The 20,892-nt window shown below is 71.5% G+C and carries 17 protein-coding genes; 9 read left to right on the forward strand and 8 right to left on the reverse strand.

Translation table 11 applies throughout. The features are described 5' to 3' along the window. Positions 1-69: 69 nt before the first annotated feature. The 3 genes from ABT034_RS20860 to ABT034_RS20870 all read left to right on the forward strand — a co-directional run bounded on the left by ABT034_RS20860 (position 70) and on the right by ABT034_RS20870 (position 4,533). Positions 70-1,488 (forward strand): class II fumarate hydratase, encoded by a 1,419-nt coding sequence (locus tag ABT034_RS20860; RefSeq protein WP_351217242.1) that lies wholly within the window; start codon positions 70-72, stop codon positions 1,486-1,488. Positions 1,489-1,516: 28 nt separating this feature from the next. After that, positions 1,517-2,182 (forward strand): cytidylyl-2-hydroxypropylphosphonate hydrolase, encoded by a 666-nt coding sequence (gene fomD / locus ABT034_RS20865; protein WP_351217244.1) that lies wholly within the window; start codon positions 1,517-1,519, stop codon positions 2,180-2,182. A gap of 332 nt (positions 2,183-2,514) precedes the next feature. Then, positions 2,515-4,533 (forward strand): SpoIIE family protein phosphatase, encoded by a 2,019-nt coding sequence (locus ABT034_RS20870; protein WP_351217246.1) that lies wholly within the window; start codon positions 2,515-2,517, stop codon positions 4,531-4,533. A gap of 85 nt (positions 4,534-4,618) precedes the next feature. Here the strand turns inward: ABT034_RS20870 and ABT034_RS20875 are convergent, their stop codons facing one another. After that, on the reverse strand, positions 4,619-6,835 hold the full coding sequence (locus ABT034_RS20875; protein WP_351217248.1) for a transglycosylase domain-containing protein: 2,217 nt from the start codon (positions 6,833-6,835) through the stop codon (positions 4,619-4,621). Positions 6,836-7,096: 261 nt separating this feature from the next. Here ABT034_RS20875 and ABT034_RS20880 point away from each other — a divergent pair, with 261 nt between their 5' ends. The 3 genes from ABT034_RS20880 to ABT034_RS20890 are packed head-to-tail and all read left to right on the forward strand — an operon-like array spanning position 7,097 to position 10,670. Beyond that, the gene (locus ABT034_RS20880; protein WP_351217250.1) at positions 7,097-7,621 is read left to right on the forward strand and encodes a PadR family transcriptional regulator; all 525 of its coding nucleotides are present in this window, start codon (positions 7,097-7,099) and stop codon (positions 7,619-7,621) included. Continuing rightward, on the forward strand, positions 7,618-8,301 hold the full coding sequence (locus ABT034_RS20885) for an ABC transporter ATP-binding protein (protein ID WP_351217252.1): 684 nt from the start codon (positions 7,618-7,620) through the stop codon (positions 8,299-8,301). Before ABT034_RS20880 ends, ABT034_RS20885 begins: the two co-directional genes overlap by 4 nt. Next, positions 8,298-10,670 carry an FtsX-like permease family protein gene (locus ABT034_RS20890; RefSeq protein ID WP_351217254.1) on the forward strand — a complete coding sequence of 791 codons (2,373 nt, stop codon included), beginning with the start codon at positions 8,298-8,300 and terminating at the stop codon, positions 10,668-10,670. Before ABT034_RS20885 ends, ABT034_RS20890 begins: the two co-directional genes overlap by 4 nt. Before the next feature lie 92 nt (positions 10,671-10,762). Here ABT034_RS20890 and ABT034_RS20895 read toward each other — a convergent pair whose 3' ends face one another. Beyond that, positions 10,763-11,761, reverse strand: coding sequence for a hydrogen peroxide-inducible genes activator (locus tag ABT034_RS20895; RefSeq protein ID WP_351217256.1), 999 nt, complete (start codon positions 11,759-11,761; stop codon positions 10,763-10,765). Positions 11,762-11,894: 133 nt separating this feature from the next. Here ABT034_RS20895 and ABT034_RS20900 point away from each other — a divergent pair, with 133 nt between their 5' ends. Continuing rightward, entirely contained in the window at positions 11,895-12,449 is a 555-nt protein-coding gene (locus tag ABT034_RS20900; RefSeq protein ID WP_351217258.1) for a peroxiredoxin, read from the forward strand. Positions 12,450-12,455: 6 nt separating this feature from the next. After that, positions 12,456-12,989 carry an alkyl hydroperoxide reductase gene (locus ABT034_RS20905; RefSeq protein WP_073809246.1) on the forward strand — a complete coding sequence of 178 codons (534 nt, stop codon included), beginning with the start codon at positions 12,456-12,458 and terminating at the stop codon, positions 12,987-12,989. Positions 12,990-13,061: 72 nt separating this feature from the next. Here ABT034_RS20905 and ABT034_RS20910 read toward each other — a convergent pair whose 3' ends face one another. The 5 genes from ABT034_RS20910 to ABT034_RS20930 form a co-directional block, all read right to left on the reverse strand. After that, complete coding sequence (locus tag ABT034_RS20910) at positions 13,062-13,730, reverse strand: hypothetical protein (RefSeq protein WP_351217260.1); 669 nt, start codon at positions 13,728-13,730, stop codon at positions 13,062-13,064. After that, the gene (locus ABT034_RS20915; protein WP_351217262.1) at positions 13,727-15,202 is read right to left on the reverse strand and encodes an AI-2E family transporter; all 1,476 of its coding nucleotides are present in this window, start codon (positions 15,200-15,202) and stop codon (positions 13,727-13,729) included. Before ABT034_RS20915 ends, ABT034_RS20910 begins: the two co-directional genes overlap by 4 nt. Before the next feature lie 129 nt (positions 15,203-15,331). After that, positions 15,332-16,057, reverse strand: a complete 726-nt coding sequence (locus tag ABT034_RS20920; RefSeq protein WP_351217264.1) for an aggregation-promoting factor C-terminal-like domain-containing protein — start codon at positions 16,055-16,057, stop codon at positions 15,332-15,334. A gap of 377 nt (positions 16,058-16,434) precedes the next feature. Continuing rightward, a complete protein-coding gene (gene phoH2, locus ABT034_RS20925) occupies positions 16,435-17,760 on the reverse strand; it encodes an RNA 5'-3' helicase PhoH2 (protein WP_351217266.1) in 1,326 nt (441 codons plus the stop codon). 307 nt (positions 17,761-18,067) lie between these two features. Next, complete coding sequence (locus tag ABT034_RS20930) at positions 18,068-18,829, reverse strand: isoprenyl transferase (RefSeq protein WP_351217268.1); 762 nt, start codon at positions 18,827-18,829, stop codon at positions 18,068-18,070. A gap of 127 nt (positions 18,830-18,956) precedes the next feature. Here ABT034_RS20930 and mgrA point away from each other — a divergent pair, with 127 nt between their 5' ends. After that, positions 18,957-19,994 (forward strand): L-glyceraldehyde 3-phosphate reductase, encoded by a 1,038-nt coding sequence (gene mgrA / locus ABT034_RS20935; protein WP_351217270.1) that lies wholly within the window; start codon positions 18,957-18,959, stop codon positions 19,992-19,994. Between the two features lie 302 nt (positions 19,995-20,296). Here mgrA and ABT034_RS20940 read toward each other — a convergent pair. Next, a partial coding sequence (locus tag ABT034_RS20940; RefSeq protein ID WP_351217272.1) for a prepilin peptidase occupies positions 20,297-20,892 on the reverse strand: 596 nt, incomplete at its 5' end.

Genomic DNA, 20,892 nt, shown 5'->3' on the forward strand with positions numbered 1-20,892 from the left:
CTGGCCGGTACGCGTGTTGGGAATACATCGAACAAGACAAGTGCTCATCTTTTGTAGGAGGTTGAGAAAATGAACGACGCCGAGGACTACCGGATCGAGCACGACTCCATGGGTGAGGTGCGGGTCCCCGCGCACGCCAAGTGGCGGGCCCAGACCCAGCGGGCGGTGGAGAACTTCCCGGTCTCGGGCCAGCGCCTGGAGCGCGCCCACATCGAGGCCCTGGCCCGGATCAAGGCCGCCGCCGCCCAGGTCAACGCGGACCTCGGGGTGATCGACCGGGACCGCGCGGAGGCCATCGTCTCGGCGGCGGCGGAGGTCGCCGAGGGGCGCTGGGACGAGCACTTCCCGGTGGACGTCTTCCAGACCGGCTCGGGCACCTCGTCCAACATGAACACCAACGAGGTGATCGCCACCCTCGCCACCGAGCGGCTTCTGGAGGGCGCCGAGGGCCGCGAGCCCCGCGAGGTCCACCCCAACGACCATGTGAACGCCTCGCAGTCCTCCAACGACGTGTTCCCCTCCTCCATCCACATCGCGGCCACCGGCGCCGTCACCCGCGACCTGATCCCCGCCCTCGACCACCTGGCCGCCGCCCTTGAGCGAAAATCGGCCGAATTCGCGACGGTGGTGAAGTCCGGCCGTACGCATCTGATGGACGCCACCCCGGTCACCCTCGGCCAGGAGTTCGGCGGGTACGCCGCCCAGGTCAGGTACGGCGTCGAGCGGCTGCGCGCCGCGCTCCCCCGGCTCGCGGAACTCCCCCTCGGCGGTACGGCGGTGGGCACCGGCATCAACACGCCGGCCGGCTTCTCGGCGGCCGTCATCGCGGAGGTCGCCCGCGCGACCGGGCTGCCGCTGACCGAGGCCCGCGACCACTTCGAGGCGCAGGGCGCGCGTGACGCGCTCGTGGAGACGTCCGGGCAGCTCCGTACCGTCGCCGTCTCGCTCACCAAGATCGCCAACGATCTGCGCTGGATGGCCAGCGGGCCCCGCACGGGCCTCGCCGAGATCAACCTCCCCGACCTCCAGCCCGGCTCGTCGATCATGCCGGGCAAGGTCAACCCGGTGATCCCCGAGGCGGTCCTCATGGTCGCCGCGCAGGTGACCGGAAACGACACCACCGTGGCGGTGGCGGGCGCGGCCGGGAACTTCGAGCTCAACGTCATGCTGCCGGTGATGGCGAAGAACCTCCTGGAGTCGGTACGGCTGCTCGCCAACGCGTCCCGGCTGCTCGCCGACCGTACGGTGGACGGGATCACCGCCAACGTCGAGCGGGCGCGCGAGTACGCCGAGTCCTCGCCGTCCGTGGTCACCCCGCTGAACAAGTACATCGGGTACGAGGAGGCCGCGAAGGTCGCGAAGAGGTCCCTCGCCGAGCGGAAGACCATCCGCGAGGTGGTGATCGAGTCCGGGTACGTGGAACGCGGCGACCTGACGGTCGAGCAGCTGGACGAGGCATTGGACGTCCTGCGGATGACCCACCCGTAGGCCCGGGGGCACCCCCTAAGATCTGCGCATGACAGGATCGGGCGGCTCTCAGCACTGGGCGCCGGGGGACCACGTCCTCTGGCGCTACCGCGGCAACGGCACCGGCGAGGTGCACATCTGCCGGCCGGTGACGGTCGTGCAGGACACGCCTGAGCTGCTCGCCGTCTGGATGGCCCCCGGCACGGAGTGCGTCCGCCCCGTGCTCGTCGACGGCACTCCCGTGCACGAGGAGCCGCTCGCCACCCGCTACACCGCCGCGCGCACCACGGAGCGCGCGCGGTGGTTCGGCAGCGGGGTCCTGAAGCTGGCGCGCCCCGGCGACCCGTGGTCGGTGTGGCTGTTCTGGGAGCGCGGGTGGCGCTTCCGCAGCTGGTACGTGAACCTGGAGGAGCCGCGGGTCCGGTGGTCCGGCGGCTTCGACTCCGAGGACCACTTCCTCGACATCTCCGTCTACCCCGACCGCAGCTGGCTGTGGCGGGACGAGGACGAGTTCGCGCAGGCCCAGCGGTCCGGCCTGATGAGCCCGGCGCAGGCCGCGCGGGTGCGGGAGGCGGGGCAGCGGGCGGTGGACCGGATCACGGCGTGGGGGGCGCCGTTCGCGGACGGCTGGGAGGACTGGCGGCCCGATCCGGGCTGGCGGGTTCCGGAGCTGCCGGCCGACTGGGACCGGACTCCCGCTCACATGGCACCGTGAGACCCTTGTTGCGCCCCCGGGGTTCAAACGTAGGATCGTCCTCCGCACGGCAGAAGCGGAACGAACGGCACGTCAGACCGAACCGACGTCCTGTCAGACCCACCGGACGGCCCGTCAGCGGCCGAGCACAGCACAGGAACTGACCAGAAGTCATCCACGAGGGGGAGAGCAGTGCCGGACGTCTGCCCGGGTGTCACGCCCCCTGCCGTAGCCGCGGTTCGCGGAGCCTCCACATCCGCCGTACACAAGGGGTTTATCCCCGCCGAAGGCGCGGCATCGGCGAGAAGAGCGAGTGCATCGCACCACCGGCCCGGACGGACGGAATCCCACGCGTGACGGAGCATCCCACCTCCCACGAAGGCCGGCAGCCCCTGGCTGCCCGGCCGCAGGAACGCGCGCGCCCTCGCCAGGAGGCGGCGGCCGGCCTGCCCTCCGACCTGCCCGCCCAGGCGGGCGGCCCGACGGCCCCGGGGCAGGGGGCGCCGGTCGCGCAGGCGCCGTCGGCGACGCCCGCGCCCGGCGGCGGTCCGGCGACGCCCCCCACCGCCGGCACACCCGGCACGCCCGCATCCGGCGGCCCCGGAGGCCCCGGCACACCCGGCGCCGTCGCCGTCGCCGTGTCCCCTCAGCCCTCGGGCGGACTCCGCGGCGGGGACACCGCCACTCGACGCGAGGGCGACCGGCTGCGGTTCGTCGGGGCGGCGACCCGGCGCATCGCGCGCGGCATCGACCTGGACGAGATCGTCCTCGGTCTGTGCCGGGCGACCGTGCCGACCTTCTCCGACGAGATCCTGGTATACCTCCGCGACCCGCTGCCGGTGGGCGACGAACGCCCGGTGGCGCCGTTCGTGCTGCGCCTCCGCCGCACGGACCGGCTGCGGTTAAGCGATCTGGAGGGCGAGGAGCTCGTCCTCGTACCCGACCCGGATCCGACCCCCGCGGCCGAACTCTGCGAGGTGCGGTCCGGCGGGGCGCTCGCCGAGGTGCTGCGCGGGGTGCGGCCGGTGTTCGGCGACTCCGCCGCCGCCAGGACCGCGCTGACCGAGCTGCTCGGTCCCGAGCATCCGCTGCCCGGCGGGCTGCGGGCGGTCCTCGCGCCGCTGCGCGGCCGGCGCCGGGTGATCGGCGCGGCCGTGTTCCTGCGCCGCCCCGAGCGGGCCGGTTTTGAACCCAACGACCTGCTGGTCGCGGCGCAGCTGGCCACGCACACCGCGCTCGGCATCGACAAGGCCGTGCTCTACGGGCGTGAGGCGTACATCGCGGACGAGCTCCAGCGGACGATGCTGCCGGACTCGCTGCCGCAGCCGACCGGCGTCAAGCTCGCCTCGCGCTATCTGCCGGCCGCCGAGACCGCCCGGGTGGGCGGTGACTGGTACGACGCGATCCCGCTGCCCGGCAGCCGGGTCGCCCTGGTCGTGGGCGACGTCATGGGCCATTCCATGACCTCGGCGGCGATCATGGGCCAGCTGCGCACCACCGCGCAGACCCTGGCGGGGCTGGACCTGCCGCCGCAGGAGGTCCTGCACCACCTGGACGAGCAGGCGCAGCGGCTCGGCGAGAACCGGATGGCGACCTGTATGTACGCGGTGTACGACCCGGTCTCGCACCGGATCACCGTCGCCAACGCGGGCCATCCGCCGCCGATACTGCTGCACCTCGGCGGCCGCGCCGAGGTGCTGCGGGTACCGCCGGGCGCCCCGATCGGGGTGGGCGGGGTGGACTTCGAGGCGGTCGAGCTGGACGCGCCCGCCGGAGCCACACTGCTGCTGTACACGGACGGTCTGGTGGAGTCCCGGCTGCGGGACGTGTGGACCGGGATCGAGCAGCTGCGGGAGCGCCTGGAGGCGACGGCGCAGCTCACGGGTCCGGACCACTCGCCGCCGCTTGAGGCGCTCTGCGACGACGTCCTCGACATGCTGGGTCCTGGCGACCGGGACGACGACATCGCGCTGCTCGCGGCCCGTTTCGACGGGATCGCGCCGAGCGACGTGGCGTACTGGTTCCTGGAGCCGGAGGACGCGGCCCCTGGGCGGGCCCGGCGGCTCGCCCGGCGGGCGCTCGCCCGCTGGGACCTGGAGGAGCTGACGGACTCGGTGGAGCTGCTCATCAGCGAGGTCGTGACGAACGCCGTGCGGTACGCGGAACGCCCGGTGACCCTGCGGCTGCTCCGGACGGACGTGCTGCGCTGCGAGGTCGGCGACGACTCGCCGCAGCTGCCCCGGCAGCGGCGGGCGCGCGACACCGACGAGGGCGGGCGCGGCCTGTTCCTGGTGAACCGCCTCGCGCGGCGGTGGGGTGCGACGCGTCTTTCGGGCGGCAAGGTGGTCTGGTTCGAGCTGGCGACCCCCTGACGTCCGCACCCGGACCCGAAAGAGAAGGCCGAACGACGAAGGAGAAGGCCGGACCCCGCATGGGGGTCCGGCCTTCGTCATGTCGCTACCGCGTCGGACGGCTGGTGGGCCCGTTCCCGGGCTCGGTGCCCGCGTCCGGCGGTTCGATCGACGGCGGGGGCGAGGGTTCGCCGGTCACGGTCGGCTTGCCGGTGGGCTGGGGCGGCGTGGTGACCGGGTCCCGCGTCGGCTCCGGCGGCGTGGTGGCCGTGGTGGTCGGCGGGCGCGTCGGGTCGGGGGCCCGCGTGGTCGGCGCCTGCGTCGTCGGCTCCTGTGTCGGTGCCTCGGTCGTCCGGGTGGGCTCCGGGTTCGGCTCGGTGGGGGTCCAGCTGTCCGTCTCCAGGTCGAAGGAGGCGTCGGAGCCGCCGCCGAGGGCGCCGGTCGTGTAGTCGCCCCAGATCTGCGCCGGCGTACGGCCACCGTTGGCGCGGCCCGGGTTGATGGTGTCAGTGAGGGTGACCTGGTTGCCCTTGGTGTCCTCGCCGAAGAGGCCGACGGCGGTGACGAGTTCGGGGGTGTAGCCCACGAACCAGGCGGAACGGTTGTTCTCGGAGGTTCCGGTCTTGCCGGCGGCCTCGTAGTCGCCGGCGGCGCGGAAGCCGGAGCCGTTCTGGACGACACCCTGCATGGCCTTGGTGACGGTGTCGGCGGCCTCGCGGCTGATGACCTGCTCGCCGATCGCGTTCTGGGGCTGGTGCACGCGGTCCTTGTGCGAGGCGGCCTTCACGAGGGTCGGGGTGACCTTCTTGCCGTGGTTGTCGAGCGTGGCGTACACGCCGGCCATGTCCAGGGTCGAGGCGCCCATGGTGCCGAGCGACATGGCGGGGGTCTCGCCGAAGTCCGCGCCGTCCTTCATGCCGAGGGCGAGCGCGGTCTTCTTGGTGGTGCCCTCGCCGACGTCGACGATCATCTGGGCGAAGACCGAGTTGATGGACTTGTCGGTGGCCTTCTGGACGGTGACGGGGCCGTAGCTGCGGTCGTCCTCGTTCTCCGGCGCGAAGGCGATGTCGCTGCCGACGACCTTGCGCTTGCTGTCGCCGTCGTAGACCGTGCCGAGACCGATCTCCCGCCCGTCCTGGGTGTCCGCGCCCGTGTCGAGGGCGGCGGCGAGGACGACCGGCTTGAAGGTGGAGGCGGGCTGGTAGTCGCGGCGGGTCGCGTTGGACGTCCAATGCTCGGTGGCGCCGACGCCGCCGTACATGGCGACGACCGCCCCGGTCTTCGGGTCGACGGAGGTGGCGCCGGCCTGGACGGTGGCGTCCTTCTTGTCGCCCTTGCGGTCGAGCTTGGCCTCCAGCTGCCGGTCGACGGCCTTGACGAGGGCCTGCTGCCGCTTCTCGTCGATGTTGAGGGTGATCGTCCAGCCGCCGGCCTTGATGTCCTCCTCGCTGACGCCCTGGCGCATCAGCTCCTGGTTGGCGGCCTCGACGATGTAGCCGGTCTGGCCCTCCATGCCGGGGGCGGGCCTGGGCTTCTGCGGGACGGGGAACTTCATGGCGGCGCGCTCGTCGGCGGGGAGCCAGCCCTCGCCGACCATGTTGTCGAGGACGTAGTTCCAGCGCTCCTCGACGAGCTTGCGGCCGGTGGCGCTCGCGGAGCTCCAGTCGTACTGGTTGGGCGCCTGGAGCAGCGAGGCGAGGTAGGCGCCCTGGGCGGTGGTGAGCCGGGTGGCGTCGACGCCGTAGTACGAGCGGGCGGCGGCCTGGATGCCGTAGGCGCCGCGTCCGTAGTAGCTGGTGTTCATGTACCCGGCGAGGATGTCGCTCTTCGCGGTCTCCTGGTCGACCTTGATGGCGATGACCATTTCCTTGAGCTTGCGCGTCGCGGTCTGGTCCTGGCTCAGGTAGAAGTTCTTGACGTACTGCTGGGTGATGGTCGAACCACCCTGCTTGCCCTTGCCGGTGATGGTGGACCAGGCGGCTCGGGTGGTGCCCTTGATGTCGACGCCGTTGTCCTCGTAGAAGGTCTTGTTCTCCGCGGCGACGAACGCCTTCTGGACCTTCTCGGGGATCTTCTCCAGGCCGACGATCTCGCGGTTTATCTCGCCGGTCTGCGCGAGGACCTTGCCGTTGGCGTACTTGTAGGTGTTGCTCTGCATCGTCGCCTCGGCGTTGGCGCTCGGCACCGGGACCATCACGTAGACGACGTACAGGGCGCCCATGGCGAGCAGGCAGAACACGAAGAACGTGCCCAGGAGCTTCTTCCAGGAGAAGAAGCGGCGCAGACCGCGCTTCTTCGCCTTGCTCGTGTCCGGTCGGCCCATGTGTCGTGTCGCTCCGCTCGTCGTGTGTCCCCCGGCGTGCCCCGGTCCGTGTCCCGCCCGCGCCGGGTCGGCTCAGCTAGCCAGCTAAACCGACGATGCGGACATAGGACAACCGATCACGCCTTTTACGGACGTGAGAATCAGCACCCATGCCCAGAGGAACCGACGCTCCGGCGCACCGGATGGTTGCGTGAGGCGGGCCTTCCACTTCACTCCGGCCGCTATACATCGTGCGTATACACACCATGTACAGTGGCGCGCATGTCCATCGGTCACACCCTCCTGGGACTCCTGGAGTCCGGCCCGCGCCACGGCTACGACCTCAAGCGCGCCTTCGATGAGAAGTTCGGCCACGACCGGCCGCTGCACTACGGCCAGGTCTACTCGACCATGTCCAGGCTCCTGAAGAACGGCCTCGTCGTCGTCGACGGCATCGAGGCGGGCGGCGGCCCGGAGCGGAAGCGGTACGCCATCACCGAGGCCGGCATCACCGATGTCGCCCAGTGGCTCACCACGCCCGAGAAGCCGGAGCCGTACCTCCAGTCCACCCTCTACACCAAGGTCGTCCTGGCCCTGCTCACCGGCCGCGGCGCCGCCGAGCTCCTCGACACCCAGCGCGCCGAGCACCTGCGCCTCATGCGCGAACTCACCCGGCGCAAGAAGGACGGCGACCTCGCCGACCAGCTCATCTGCGACCACGCCCTCTTCCACCTGGAGGCGGACCTCCGCTGGCTGGAACTGACCGCCGCCCGGCTCGACCGACTCGCCGAGGAGCTCCGCCGATGACCTCCACCCCACTCCTGCGGGCCACCGCCCTCGACAAGGCCTACGGGCCGACCCCCGCACTCGCGGGCGCCTCCTTCTCCCTCCGGGCGGGCGAGGTCGTCGCCGTCATGGGCCCGTCCGGCTCCGGCAAGTCGACCCTGCTGCACTGCCTGGCCGGAATCGTGCGCCCCGACGCGGGCAGCATCACCTACGACGGCCGCGAACTCACCGCGCTCTCCGACACCGCGCGCAGCTCCCTGCGCCGTACCGACTTCGGCTTCGTCTTCCAGTTCGGCCAGCTCGTCCCCGAACTGACCTGCGTGGAGAACGTGGCCCTCCCCCTCCGGCTCAACGGCGAGAAGCGGAAGACCGCCGAGGCCAGGGCCACCGAGTGGATGGCCCGCCTGGAGGTCGACGACACGGCGCACAAGCGCCCCGGCGAGATATCCGGCGGCCAGGGCCAGCGCGTCGCCGTCGCCCGCGCGCTCGTCACCGCACCGCGCGTGATCTTCGCCGACGAACCGACCGGCGCCCTCGACTCCCTCAACGGCGAGCGGGTCATGCGGTTGCTCACCGACGCCTCACGGGACACCGGCGCCGCCGTCGTCCTCGTCACCCACGAGGCCCGGGTCGCCGCGTACTCCGACCGCGAGATCGTCGTACGCGACGGAGCCGTACGGGACGCGGAGTGGGCCGCATGATCCTCCGCACCTGGGCCCGCGACCTGGCGCTCGGCGCCCGGTTCGCGGTCACCGGCGGCCGCTCCGGCCTGCTGCGCACCCTACTGACCGCGACCGGCGTCGGCTTCGGCGTGGCCCTGCTGCTGCTCGCCGCCGCCCTGCCGAACATGCTCTTCCAGCGGGAGGTACGGGAGTCGGTCCGCGCCGTCGACGGCAGCGAGCAGGTCACCTCGCCCCGGCCGGACAGCTTTCTCCACCTCGGACAGACCACCGTCCACCGGGACGACGTCGTCAACGGCCTGCTGCTGCGCCCCGAGGGCGACGCACCCCCGGTCCCGCCGGGCGCCACGGCGTTCCCCCGGACCGGCGAGATGCTGGTCTCCCCCGCGCTCCGCGAACTGCTCGACTCCCCCGAGGGCGCCCTGCTCAAGGAACGCCTCCCCTACAAGGACGCCGGGACGATCGGCGAGGCCGGACTCATCGGCCCGGCCGAGCTGCGGTACGTCGCCCACGTCGACTTCCTCACCACGGAGAACTTCGACGGGCGCGGCGCCCGCTACGGCTGGTCCGTGCCCGAGGAACCGATGAACGCGTTCCTGATCCTCCTCGTCGTCGTCGCCTGCGTCGTCCTGCTCCTCCCGGTCCTCGTCTTCGTCGCGACCGCCGTCCGCTTCGGCGGCGAGCAGCGCGACCGGCGGCTCGCGGCGCTCCGGCTCGTCGGCGCGGACACGGCCATGACCCGGCGGATCGCGGCCGGCGAGTCCCTCGCGGGCGCGCTGCTCGGCCTCGTCGTGGGCCTCGGCCTGTTCGCGGTGGCCCGGCAGTTCGCCGGCGCCTTCACCCTCTGGGACGTCAACGCCTTCCCGTCCGACGTCGTGCCGATGTCCGCGCTCGCCGCCGTCGTCCTCGTCACCGTCCCGGTCTCCTCCGTCGTGGTGACCCTCTTCGCCCTGCGCGGGGTGTCGATCGAGCCGCTCGGAGTCGTCCGGACCTCCACCCCGCGCCGCCGCCGGCTGTGGTGGCGGCTGCTGCTCCTCGCGGCCGGCGCGGCCCTGCTCGTCCCGCACATGGGCGAGGTCCAGGCGACCGGGACCGACATCGACACCGTGGGCGTCGCGACCGGCACCACCCTCGCCCTGATCGGCCTCACCACCCTTCTGCCGTGGCTCGTCGAAGCCTGCGTGAAGCGGCTCCACGCGGGCCCCGTCGCCTGGCAACTCGCCGTCCGCAGGCTCCAGCTCAGCAGCGGCACCGCGGCCCGGGCGGTCAGCGGCATCGTCGTCGCCGCGACCGGGGCGATCGCCCTCCAGATGCTGTTCCAGGCGATGGAGAACGACTTCACGCGGAACACGGGCGAGGACTCGTCCCGCGCCCAGCTCGCGATCGGCACCGACGCCAGGACCGCCGGCGAGGCCCGCGGGATGATCGAACGGTTCGAGCGGACCGAGGGCGTCAGCGCGGTGATCGGCACGGTCGAGTCGTACGTGTGGCGGCCCGGACCCCTCAAGGGCGGCGAGGAGTTCGCCCCCATGGCCTCGATCAAGGTCGGCGACTGCGCCTCCCTCACGGAGTACGCCACGCTGCCCTCCTGCGAGGACGGCGACGTCTTCGTCTTCCTCGCCCACGGCGCCCAGGGCAACCCGGACGACAGCCGGGTCACGGCGGCGGCACGCCCCGGCGCCACCGTCGCCCTGCGCGACCCGCATCCGCACCCGCTCGCGCCGAAGCGACCCGAGGGAGCCCCGCTGCCGCAGTGGCGCATCCCCGCCGACGCCCGGATCGTGGACTCCCGCCCCGACCCGACGGGCATGTACCAGTACGGCATCCTCGCCACGCCGTCGGCGATCGACGCCGCCCGGCTCGACGAGCCCGACGCGCTGGCCATGGTGCGGCTCGACCCGGCCGTGCCGGACGCCGCCGAGTACGTACGGAACACGGCGGCGGCCATCGACCCGACGGCCTGGGTCCGCACCCTGAAGGACACCGAGCGGGACGCGGCGTTCTCCAGCGTCCGCACCGGCATCCTGGTCGGCTCCACCCTGACGATGCTCCTGGTGGCGGCCTCGCTCCTGGTCGCGACCCTGGAACAGCTCAGGGACCGCAAGCGGCTGCTCTCCTCGCTCGTCGCCTTCGGCACCCGGCGCTCCACCCTGAGCTGGTCGGTGCTGTGGCAGACGGCGGTGCCGATCGCCCTCGGGCTCGTCCTCGCCGTGGCGGGCGGCCTCGGCCTCGGGGTCGTCCTCCTGAGGCTGGGCGGGCAGCAGGTCCAGGACTGGTGGGTCTTCCTGCCCGTCACCGGGATCGGACTCGCGCTGATCGCGACCGTGACCCTGCTGAGCATGCCGGTCCTGTGGCGCCTGATGCGGGCGGACGGCCTGCGCACGGAGTAACCCTCCGGACGGAGGTACGAGGAGCAGGGCGCCGGCTCCTGGGACCGGGGGGTCTCAGGAGCCGGCGCCCGACACCCGCAGAGGCGCACGTCTCAGGAACCGGCGCCCAGGACCCGTACCGGAAGCCCCCTCATCGCGCCGCGCAGGGCCTCCGCCAGTTCCTCGAACTCGGCGTGCCGGGCCGCGCCCGTCCGCATCGCGAGGGCGATCCGCCGGGCGGGGGCCGGTTCGGCGAAGAGCCCGGTCCACAGGGCGTTGTTACGGGCGGTCTCGACCGTGACGGCGGTGCGCGGCAGCAGGGTCACGCCGAGACCGCCGGCCACCAGCTGGACCAGCGTGGAGAGCCCCGCCGCGGTGGTGGTGACCTCGGCGCCGCCCGTGCGCCCGGCCTCGCGGCAGATGTCGAGGGCCTGGTCGCGCAGGCAGTGCCCCTCGTCGAGGAGCAGCAGCCGCAGCTCCTTGAGAGCCTCGCGCGGGATGTCGTCCCGCCCGGCCAGCGGATGCCCCTGGGGGGTGACCAGGACGAAGTCCTCGTCGAAGAGGGGGAGTTCGGTGACGCCGGGCACCCCGAGCGGCACGGCGAGCAGCAGCAGGTCGAGCCGCCCGGCCGCGAGCCCCTCCAGGAGCGAGGAGGTCTGCTCCTCGTGGACCTGGAGGTCGAGGTCCGGGTAACGCCGGTGGACCAGGCGCAGCACCGTCGGCAGCAGGTACGGGGCGACCGTCGGGATCACACCGAGCCGCAGCACCCCGGTGAACGGCGCCTGCGCGGCCTCCGCCTCCTCCATCAGCTCCGCGACCGCGTCGAGGACCGCCCGCGCGCGGGCCGCGAGCCGCTCCCCGGCGGGCGAGAGCAGCACTTTTCTCGTCGTACGCTCAAGGAGCTGGACACCGAGTGCCTCTTCGAGTGCCGAAACCGCGCCCGAGAGCGCGGGCTGGCTCATGCCGATGGCGGCCGCCGCATCGCGGAAGTGCAGATGCTCGGCGACCGCCGCGAACGCCCTGAGCTGCGAGAGGCTCGGCTGCTTGCCTCGGGTCGGGCCGTGCGGAGGGCTGTACGGGGAGCTGTACGGGGAGCTGTACGGGGACGCCACTGATAACCACCTTCGATCAACACGACCCACTCTAGCTATTTCACTGATCAATGCACTCCGTGCCATGCTGTGATCTCGTCCAACCCCCACGGAAGCCCCCAAAAGGGACCCTTCCTGTTCGCAAGGAGAGCGCGTGCTCACTGTCGGTGACAAGTTCCCCGCCTACGACCTGACCGCCTGCGTGTCGCTGGAGAGCGGCAAGGAGTTCGAGCAGATCGACCACAAGTCCTACGAGGGCAAGTGGCGCGTGGTGTTCTTCTGGCCGAAGGACTTCACCTTCGTCTGCCCCACCGAGATCGCCGCCTTCGGCAAGCTGAACGACGAGTTCGCGGACCGCGACGCCCAGATCCTCGGCGTCTCCGGCGACTCCGAGTTCGTGCACCACGCCTGGCGCAAGGACCACGCCGACCTGCGTGACCTGCCCTTCCCGATGCTGGCCGACTCGAAGCACGAGCTGATGCGCGACTGCGGCGTCGAGGGTGCCGACGGCTTCGCCCAGCGTGCCGTCTTCATCGTGGACCCGAACAACGAGATCCAGTTCACCATGGTGACCGCCGGCTCCGTCGGCCGTAACCCCAAGGAGGTCCTGCGGGTGCTCGACGCCCTGCAGACCGACGAGCTGTGCCCGTGCAACTGGAACAAGGGCGAGGGCACCCTCGACGCCGGCGCCCTCCTGTCGGGCGAGTGATCTGACATGGCTCTCGACGAACTCAAGTCCGCCATACCGGACTTCGCCAAGGACCTGAAGCTGAACCTCGGCTCGGTCATCGGCAACAGCGAGCTGCCGCAGCAGCAGCTCTGGGGCACCGTCCTCGCCTGCGCGATCGCCTCGCGCTCGCCGAAGGTCCTCAAGGAGCTGGAGCCCGAGGCCCAGGCCAACCTGAAGCCCGAGGCGTACCAGGCCGCCAAGTCCGCCGCCGCGATCATGGCGATGAACAACGTCTTCTACCGGACCCGGCACCTGCTGTCGGACCCCGAGTACGGGACGCTGCGCGCCGGTCTGCGGATGAACGTCATCGGCAACCCGGGAGTCGAGAAGGTCGACTTCGAGCTGTGGTCGCTGGCCGTCTCCGCGATCAACGGCTGCGGCCAGTGCCTGGACTCGCACGAGCAGGTCCTGCGCCAGGCCGGTGTCGACCGCGCCACCATCCAGGAGGCCGTGAAGATCGCCGCGGTGATCCAGGCGGTCGGCGTGACCCTCGACGCGGAAGCGGTCCTCGCCGAGTAGGCGTAACCGTCGTACGTACGAGAAGGGCCCCGGGGCAGCACGCCCCGGGGCCCTTCCGCCACTTCCGGCCGGTCACTTCTTGAGCGCCGCCATGAGGGCGAGCGCGTCCTGGCTCATCGGGACGTCGATCCCGGAGAGGTCGAGGCGCTCGCTCTCGACCGGGACCCCGTTCACCTCGTGGTACTGGCGGTACAGGTTGATCGTGATCTCCGCCTGGCCGTCGAGGATCCGCAGGGTTCCGCCCTCTCCGCTGTGGCTGTCGAAGAAGGCCTGCTCACCGATGCCGTCGAGCTCCTGGATCACGCCGTGCTGCCGTGCCCGCACCGCGAACTCGGGCTCCGGGTCGACCGTCTTGTGCAGGGTGTACGTGATGTCGAGGCTCTGCCCGGTCTCCAACGGCCCGAAGACGACCATGCACGAGGACTCGCTCATCGCCGGTTCGTCCACGCCGAGACCGGCTCCGTCCTGGCTCTTCTTCCCCAGGACCGTTCCGAGGGCCTTGAGCTCCGCCACCTCGCAGAGGTCGGCCACCGGCTTGTATCCGCCGAGGTCCGGGCCCGGTTCCTGCTCCCGGTCGTACGCGTAGAGTCCGCCGCCCCACACCGCCGAGGCCGCCACCGCGCCGCCGAGCGCCCACAGCCAGGGGCGGCGGGTCCGGGGCGGGCGGGGCGGCGGGGTCTCGGTGAGGACCTCGGGGGCCTCGAACTCCACTCCGCCGACCAGCTCCGGTTCCGATATCACGTGCCGCTCCGGGGGCCGGCCGCCGAGCCCGGCGCAGGCGTGGGCGCCACCTCGAACGCGGTCGCCCCGCGCGGCTCCGGCGCGCTGCGGAGCGCCTGTTCCGTGGTGTACGCGCGCAGGTAGCCGACCACCGTGTTGGAGACGGCGACCAGCGGGACCGCGACGACGGCGCCGCCGATGCCGGCGGTCAGACCTCCGGCCGCGACGGCGAGGACGACGGCCAGCGGGTGGACCCGTACCGCGCGGCCGAGGATGAACGGCTGGAGGACGTGGCCCTCGATCTGCTGCACGGCGAGGACGACGACGAGCACCATGAGGGAGGTGAAGAGACCGTTGGTGACGAGGGCGACGACGACCGCGAGGGCGCCGGAGATCACCGCGCCGACCAGCGGGATGAAGGCGAACAGGAAGATGAAGACGGCGAGCGGCACGGCCATGGGCACGTCGAGGAAGTAGAGCCCGAGGCCGATGAAGACGGCGTCGATGAGGGCGACCAGCACCGTGCCCCGCACATAGGCGGTGAGGGTGCGCCAGGCGCGCGGGCCGGCGCCGGCGACACCCGGCCGGGCCTGGGCGGGGACCAGCTTCAGCGTCCACTCCCACACCTTCTTCCCGTCGTAGAGCAGGAAGAGCGTCGAGAACATGGCGAGCAGGATGCCGGTCATCGTCTCGACGACGACGGTGACGCCCTGGAGTCCGACCTGGGTGATCTGTTCGGCGTTGGCCCCGACGGAGTCGCTGAGGTTCTTCGCGATGGCGTTGATCTGCTGCTCGGTCACATGGAAGGGGCTGTTGAGGAGCGCGAGCTTGAGCTCCTCGATGCCGTTCTTGACCTGGTCGGACAGGTTGTCGATGTTGTCCATGACCTGCCAGACCACGAACCAGCCGACCAGGCCCATCACGACGAAGCCGGAGACGGCGGTCACGGCGGTGGCGAGACCGCGGGGCAGGCCCTTCCTGCGCAGCATGGCCACGGTGGGCTGGAGCAGCGCGGTGACGAGCAGTGCGGCGACGAAGGCGAGGACGACCAGCTGGACTGAGCTGATCACCTTCATCAGCACCCAGACCGTGCCGGCGAAGACGAGGAGGCGCCAACTCGCCTCCGCCGCGACGCGCATGCCCCAGGGGATGGCGGCGACGGGGTCGGGCCGGGCGGCGACGGCCGGCGCGTACGAGGGGGGCGCGGGGACGGACGGACCCGGCTCGGTGGCCGCGACGGCGGCCGTGTCCGGGAGGGGGCTCGCGGTGTCCGGGTCTTCCTCCGGGCGTGCGGGCGTGGCCGGACGCGTCTTCGGGCGGGCGGGTGCGACCGCGTCCGGGTGGGCGCGGTCGGCGGGGCGCTCCACCGGGCCCTCGTACGGCGGGTGGAGCTGGTCCTCGCGCTCGGCCTCGGCCCTGCGCTCGTCGAGCCGTTCACCCATGCGGCTCAGGCTCTCGCCCAGTCGGCCCAGCCACCCTGGCACTCTCGGCATCTCTTCCCTCTTCCCCCGCTGGTCTTCCCCGCGCGCTCCCCCGGCGATCCCATGGGCCTTCGAACCTACACGCAAGAAGCCCCTCACCGTAGGACGGTGAGGGGCTCTCGAAGGTTGAGCACGCCGATACTAGTAGTAGCGGTTGGCCTGCCAGAACGTCCAGGCGTCGCAGGGGCTGCCGTAGCGCTCGTTCATGTAGCTGAGGCCCCACTTGATCTGGGTGGCGGGGTTGGTCTGCCAGTCCGAGCCGGCCGAGGACATCTTGTAGCCCGGCAGGGCCTGCATCAGACCGTAGGCGCCCGAAGACGGGTTGACCGCGCGGTAGTTCCAGCTGGACTCGTGGTCCACGATGGTGCTGAAGCACTGGAACTGCGAGGCCGGGATCATCTGGCGGGCCATCGCCTTGACCTCGGAGATGGAGTACGAGCCCTGGGCGGAGAACGACGAGGCGTCGCGCACCGAGGAGCGGCTGGCGCGCTCGGCCTCCGCCTCCTTGCGCTCCTTCTCGGCCTTCGCCTCTGCCTCGGCCTCGGCGGCGGCCTTGTCGGCCGCTTCCTTCTTGGCCTCGGCGTCCTTGGCGGCGCGCAGACGGGCCGCTTCCTCCGCGGACTTCTTCGCGGCCGAGTCGGCAGCGGCGGCCTGGACGTCGGCCTGCTCCGAGAGGGACGCGACCTGTACCTGGGCCTGCTCGCCCACGGGGATGTCCGCGAGCAGCGTCGTGTCGGCCGCGGCGGCCTCGAAGTTGTCGTCCGAGGACTGAGCGGCGTTACCCGACGCAACGCCCATGACGGCGCCGACGGTGGTGACCGCAGTGGCCGAAGCCACCGCGAATCCCCGGACCGAGATCCGGCTCACACGGTTTCCTTCCAGCATCGCCCGCATCGGTGACCACACGGGCGAAATCGTGCCCCTGGCGCTGGTCTCCGACGTACGGGGTCACAGGAGACACGGGCCCGTGGTGCTGTGGGCGGCATACGGCGGACGGCTGTTGAGTTGTGCGGGGGTTGTGCGCCCAGAGGGTGCACGGGTGCCGTATGCGGGGCCTGACGGAAGCAAGACTTTGCCGGACGGCGACACCGCAAGGCAATTCTCCGTTGCGTGTGAAAGCTCACACCCCGGTGAGGCAGGTGTTTTCGGTGTTACGGCGGACAGCACGGCGCCGCCCGGCTAAGCTCCTGCGCTCTGCCGGGCGGCGCCAACTTCCGTACGGGTGCGGACCCGTACGAATCGGGTCAGATCTGAACGTCCTCCAGCATCTCCGTCACGAGCGCGGCGATCTGGGAGCGCTCGGAGCGGGTGAGGGTGACGTGCGCGAAGAGCGGATGCCCCTTCAGTTTCTCGATCACGGCGACGACTCCGTCGTACCGGCCGACCCTCAGGTTGTCCCGCTGGGCGACGTCATGGGTCAGAACGACCCGCGAATTCGCCCCGATTCGGGACAGAACGGTCAACAGGACGTTCCGCTCGAGGGACTGGGCCTCGTCCACGATGACGAACGCGTCGTGGAGCGAACGCCCCCGGATGTGGGTCAGCGGCAGGACCTCCAGCATCCCGCGGCCGAGCACCTCCTCGATCACCTCACGGCTCGCGACCGAGGACAGCGTGTCGAACACCGCCTGGGCCCACGGGCTCATCTTCTCGGACTCGCTGCCCGGCAGGTACCCGAGCTCCTGGCCTCCGACCGCGTACAGCGGACGGAAGACCATCACCTTCTGGTGCTGACGGCGCTCCAGGACCGCTTCCAGGCCGGCGCAGAGCGCGAGCGCGGACTTGCCGGTGCCGGCCCGGCCGCCCATCGAGATGATGCCGACGTCCGGGTCGAGGAGCAGATCGAGCGCGATCCGCTGCTCGGCGCTGCGGCCGCGGAGCCCGAAGGCCTCCCGGTCGCCGCGGACGAGCCGTACGTTCCCCTCGGCGGTGATCCGGCCGAGCGCCTTGCCGCGCTCGGACTGGAGCACCAGACCCGTGTGGACCGGAAGCTCGGCGGCCTCCGGCACGTACAGCGACTCCTGGTCGTACAGCAGGTCCACCTGCTCCCCGGAGAGCGCGAGGTCGGACATCCCGGTCCAGCCGTTGGCGTCCGTGATGGCGAGCTCGGCGCGGTACTCCTCGGCGAGGAGCCCCACCGAGGAGGCCTTGATGCGCAGCGGGAGGTCCTTGGACACGACCGTGACGTCGTACCCCTCCGCCTGGAGGTTCCGCGCGACCGCGAGGATCCGTGAGTCGTTGTCCCCCAACCTGTAGCCGGCGGGCAGTACACCGGGGTCGGAATGGTTGAGTTCGACACGCAGGCTGCCGCCCAGGTCCCCGATGGGGAGCGGGGCGTCCAGACGCCCGTACCGGACCCGGAAGTCGTCCAGGAGGCGCAGGGCCTGCCGGGCGAAGTAGCCGAGTTCGGGATGGTGCCGCTTGGCCTCCAGCTCCGTCACCACGACGATCGGAAGCACTACCTCGTGCTCCTCGAAGCGTGACACGGCGTTGGGATCGGCCAGCAGGACGCTGGTGTCGAGAACATAGGTGCGCCGGTCGGAAAGGCGGCGCTTCGTGCTGGTCACCACGGAAGGACAGACCCCCTCGGAAGACCCCTGTGAGGTCGGGGTGCGACGGAACCGGTGTCGCGGCGGAATGGGACCGGGCTCAGGCCGCCATGCGCGGGCCGAACCACGGCCCTCCGCTTCTCCCGTACGTGTCCCGCACGGTCGTCCTGGTGCAAGGGGCCTCCCGGGTGGCGGTCTCCGTGCCGCTCACTTCACCAGGGATATGCCCTCGATCAGGCCTTGCCATGCCACGGCATATGACGACGTGTTCATGAACACGAGGTGATCGGTTCCGACCGGGTCCGGGGCGCTCCGAGGGCGCCCCGCCTCAGGTTCCGTAACGCCGGTGCCGGGCGGCGTAGTCACGCAGCGCGCGCAGGAAGTCGACCTTGCGGAAGGCCGGCCAGTGCACCTCGCAGAAGTAGTACTCCGAATGGGCGCTCTGCCACAGCATGAAGCCGGACAGACGCTGCTCGCCGCTGGTGCGGATCACCAGGTCCGGGTCGGGCTGACCGCGCGTGTACAGGTGCTCCGAGATGTGCTCGACGTCGACGATCTCGGCGAGCTCCTCGAAGCTCGTCCCCCGCCCCGCGTGCTCCATGAGGAGCGAGCGGACCGCGTCCGCGATCTCCTGCCGGCCGCCGTAGCCCACGGCCACGTTCACGAGTATCCCCGTGTTGGCGTGGGTGGCCTGCTCGGCCTCCTTCAGGACGGACTGCGTACGGGCCGGCAGCAGGTCCATCGTGCCGACGTGGTTGACCCGCCAGCGGCCGTCGGCGGCCAGCGCCCGCACGGCGTTCTCGATGATGCCGAGCAGCGGTACGAGCTGTTCCTCGGGCCGGTTCAGGTTGTCCGTGGAGAGCATCCAGAGCGTGACGACCTCGACGTCGGTCTCGGCGCACCAGCCGAGCAGCTCCTGGATCTTGTCCGCGCCGGCCTTGTGCCCCTGCTCGGGGGTCCCGCCGGACGCCTTGGCCCAGCGGCGGTTCCCGTCGAGGATGACCCCGATGTGCTTGGGCACCTGGTCATGGTCGAGGCGGCCTTCCACCCGGCGTGCGTAGAGCCCGTACACCAGGTCGCGCAGGTTCACCGTTCTTTACCCCTCTGTGCAGCGGCGGCCCGCCCGGCATCGGCGGTCCGCAAGGCGCCAGACTACTGCGCACGGGCGACGGGCTCCCAGTCCGGGACTGTCACAAGTCCGTGATAAGCAGAGATACGTGACTGATTCCTCCCTGTACCGCGCCTCCGCGGACCGCTACGACGCCATGGAGTACCGCCGCTCGGGCCGCAGCGGCCTGAAGCTCCCGGCGGTCTCGCTCGGCCTCTGGCACAACTTCGGCGACGACCGCGCGCTCGACACCCAGCGGGCGATCCTGCGCCGCGCCTTCGACCTCGGCGTCACCCACTTCGACCTGGCGAACAACTACGGCCCGCCGCCCGGCTCCGCCGAGCTGAACTTCGGCAAGCTCTTCGCCCAGGACTTCGCGCCGTACCGGGACGAGCTGATCATCTCGACGAAGGCCGGCTACGAGATGCACCCCGGCCCGTACGGCGAGTGGGGCTCCCGCAAGTACCTGCTCTCCTCGCTCGACGCCTCCCTGAAGCGGATGGGCCTCGACTACGTCGACATCTTCTACTCGCACCGGTTCGACCCGCACACCCCTCTTGAGGAGACGATGGGGGCCCTGGCCTCCGCCGTCCAGCAGGGCAAGGCGCTGTACGTGGGTGTCTCCTCGTACAACAGCGAGCAGACCGCCGAGGCCGCGCGCATCCTGCGGGACATGGGAGTGCCGGCCCTCATCCACCAGCCCTCGTACTCGATGATCAACCGCTGGACCGAGGAGGACGGCCTCCTCGACACCCTCGAGGACGCCGGCATGGGCTGCATCTCCTTCGTGCCGCTGGCGCAGGGGCTCCTCACCAACAAGTACCTGAAGGGCATCCCGGAGGGCTCGCGGGCCACCCAGGGCAAGTCCCTCGACCCGAACCTGCTCTCCGACGAGGTGCTGCGGCGCCTGCACGGCCTCGCGGACATCGCGGCGCGCCGCGGGCAGTCGCTCGCGCAGCTGGCGCTGTCGTGGGTCCTGCGCGACGAGCGGATGACCTCGGCGCTGATCGGCGCGTCCAGCGTCGCCCAGCTGGAGGAGAACGTGGCCGCGCTCGCGGGCCCGCCGCTGACCGACGCGGAACTCGTGGAGATCGACTCGTTCGCCGTGGACACCCGGGGCACGAACATCTGGGCCGGCCGGGGCTGAGGCGTCTCCGCCGGGGCGCGGTGCGGGGCGCGGTGCGGGGCGCGGGAAAGAAAAAACGGGCCGGTCCGTGGGGGGGATACGGACCGGCCCGAGGGGGGGTTTCCACCATAACCCTTCGATAGTCGTGTTGCGCGCCACGTACGCCGTACGAACCTCGGTGAATTCGCCGGATCCCAGTCGGCACAAGGGGTGCGGGGCCCTGTGGCGGGTTTGCGCCCCGGCGTGGCGGCGGACTTCCGTCCCTCCGAAGAGGGACCTCCGGGGCGGGAAGACGTTGACGCCGGGCGGCCTGAGAGGCGCTCCTAGGGGAGCGCGGTGAAGGCGCCGAGGAGCAGGCCGAGCAGCCCGCCCGCGAGCATGAAGGGCCCGAAGGGGATCGCGGACGAGCGGCCGGCCCGGCGCAGCAGGACGAGCCCGAGGCCGTACACCGCGCCGAGCAGGAAGCCCGCGAAGGCTCCGGCGAAGAGGACACCCCAGCCGTACCAGCCGAGGGCGGCGCCCAGCGGCAGCGCCAGCTTGACGTCGCCGAAGCCGAGACCGCTCGGGTTGATGAGGAACAGCACCAGATAGGCACCGCCGAGAGCCAGCGCGCCGAGCAGCGCGTGGAGCCAGGAGCCCGCGTCGTACGGCAGGAGCTCGGCGGCACCGAGGAGGACGGGGACGGCGGCGGCGAGCGGCAGCGTGAGCCCGTCCGGCAGCCGGTGCACGCGCGCGTCGACACTGGCGAGGAGCACGGCGAAGGGCACGCCGAGCAGCCAGACCACCAGCTCGGGCCGGGGCCCGCCGGTCGCCGCGGCGAGCGCGGCACAGGCGAGGGCGGTGAGCAGCGGCGCGGTGAGCGGGGCGGCGGTCGTCGCGCAGTCCCGCCGCCCCGGCCCGCCGAGCCAGCCGCGCGCGG

Source organism: Streptomyces sp. NPDC002773, from assembly GCF_040295605.1.
Taxonomy (GTDB): domain Bacteria; phylum Actinomycetota; class Actinomycetes; order Streptomycetales; family Streptomycetaceae; genus Streptomyces.

Coding starts and splice junctions, on each gene's coding strand:
- ABT034_RS20860 (WP_351217242.1), top strand. CDS start 70: ATGAACGACGCCGAGGACTACCGGATCGAGCACGACTCCATGGGTGAG.
- fomD (WP_351217244.1), top strand. CDS start 1,517: ATGACAGGATCGGGCGGCTCTCAGCACTGGGCGCCGGGGGACCACGTC.
- ABT034_RS20875 (WP_351217248.1), bottom strand. CDS start 6,835: ATGGGCCGACCGGACACGAGCAAGGCGAAGAAGCGCGGTCTGCGCCGC.
- ABT034_RS20880 (WP_351217250.1), top strand. CDS start 7,097: ATGTCCATCGGTCACACCCTCCTGGGACTCCTGGAGTCCGGCCCGCGC.
- ABT034_RS20885 (WP_351217252.1), top strand. CDS start 7,618: ATGACCTCCACCCCACTCCTGCGGGCCACCGCCCTCGACAAGGCCTAC.
- ABT034_RS20890 (WP_351217254.1), top strand. CDS start 8,298: ATGATCCTCCGCACCTGGGCCCGCGACCTGGCGCTCGGCGCCCGGTTC.
- ABT034_RS20905 (WP_073809246.1), top strand. CDS start 12,456: ATGGCTCTCGACGAACTCAAGTCCGCCATACCGGACTTCGCCAAGGAC.
- ABT034_RS20915 (WP_351217262.1), bottom strand. CDS start 15,202: ATGCCGAGAGTGCCAGGGTGGCTGGGCCGACTGGGCGAGAGCCTGAGC.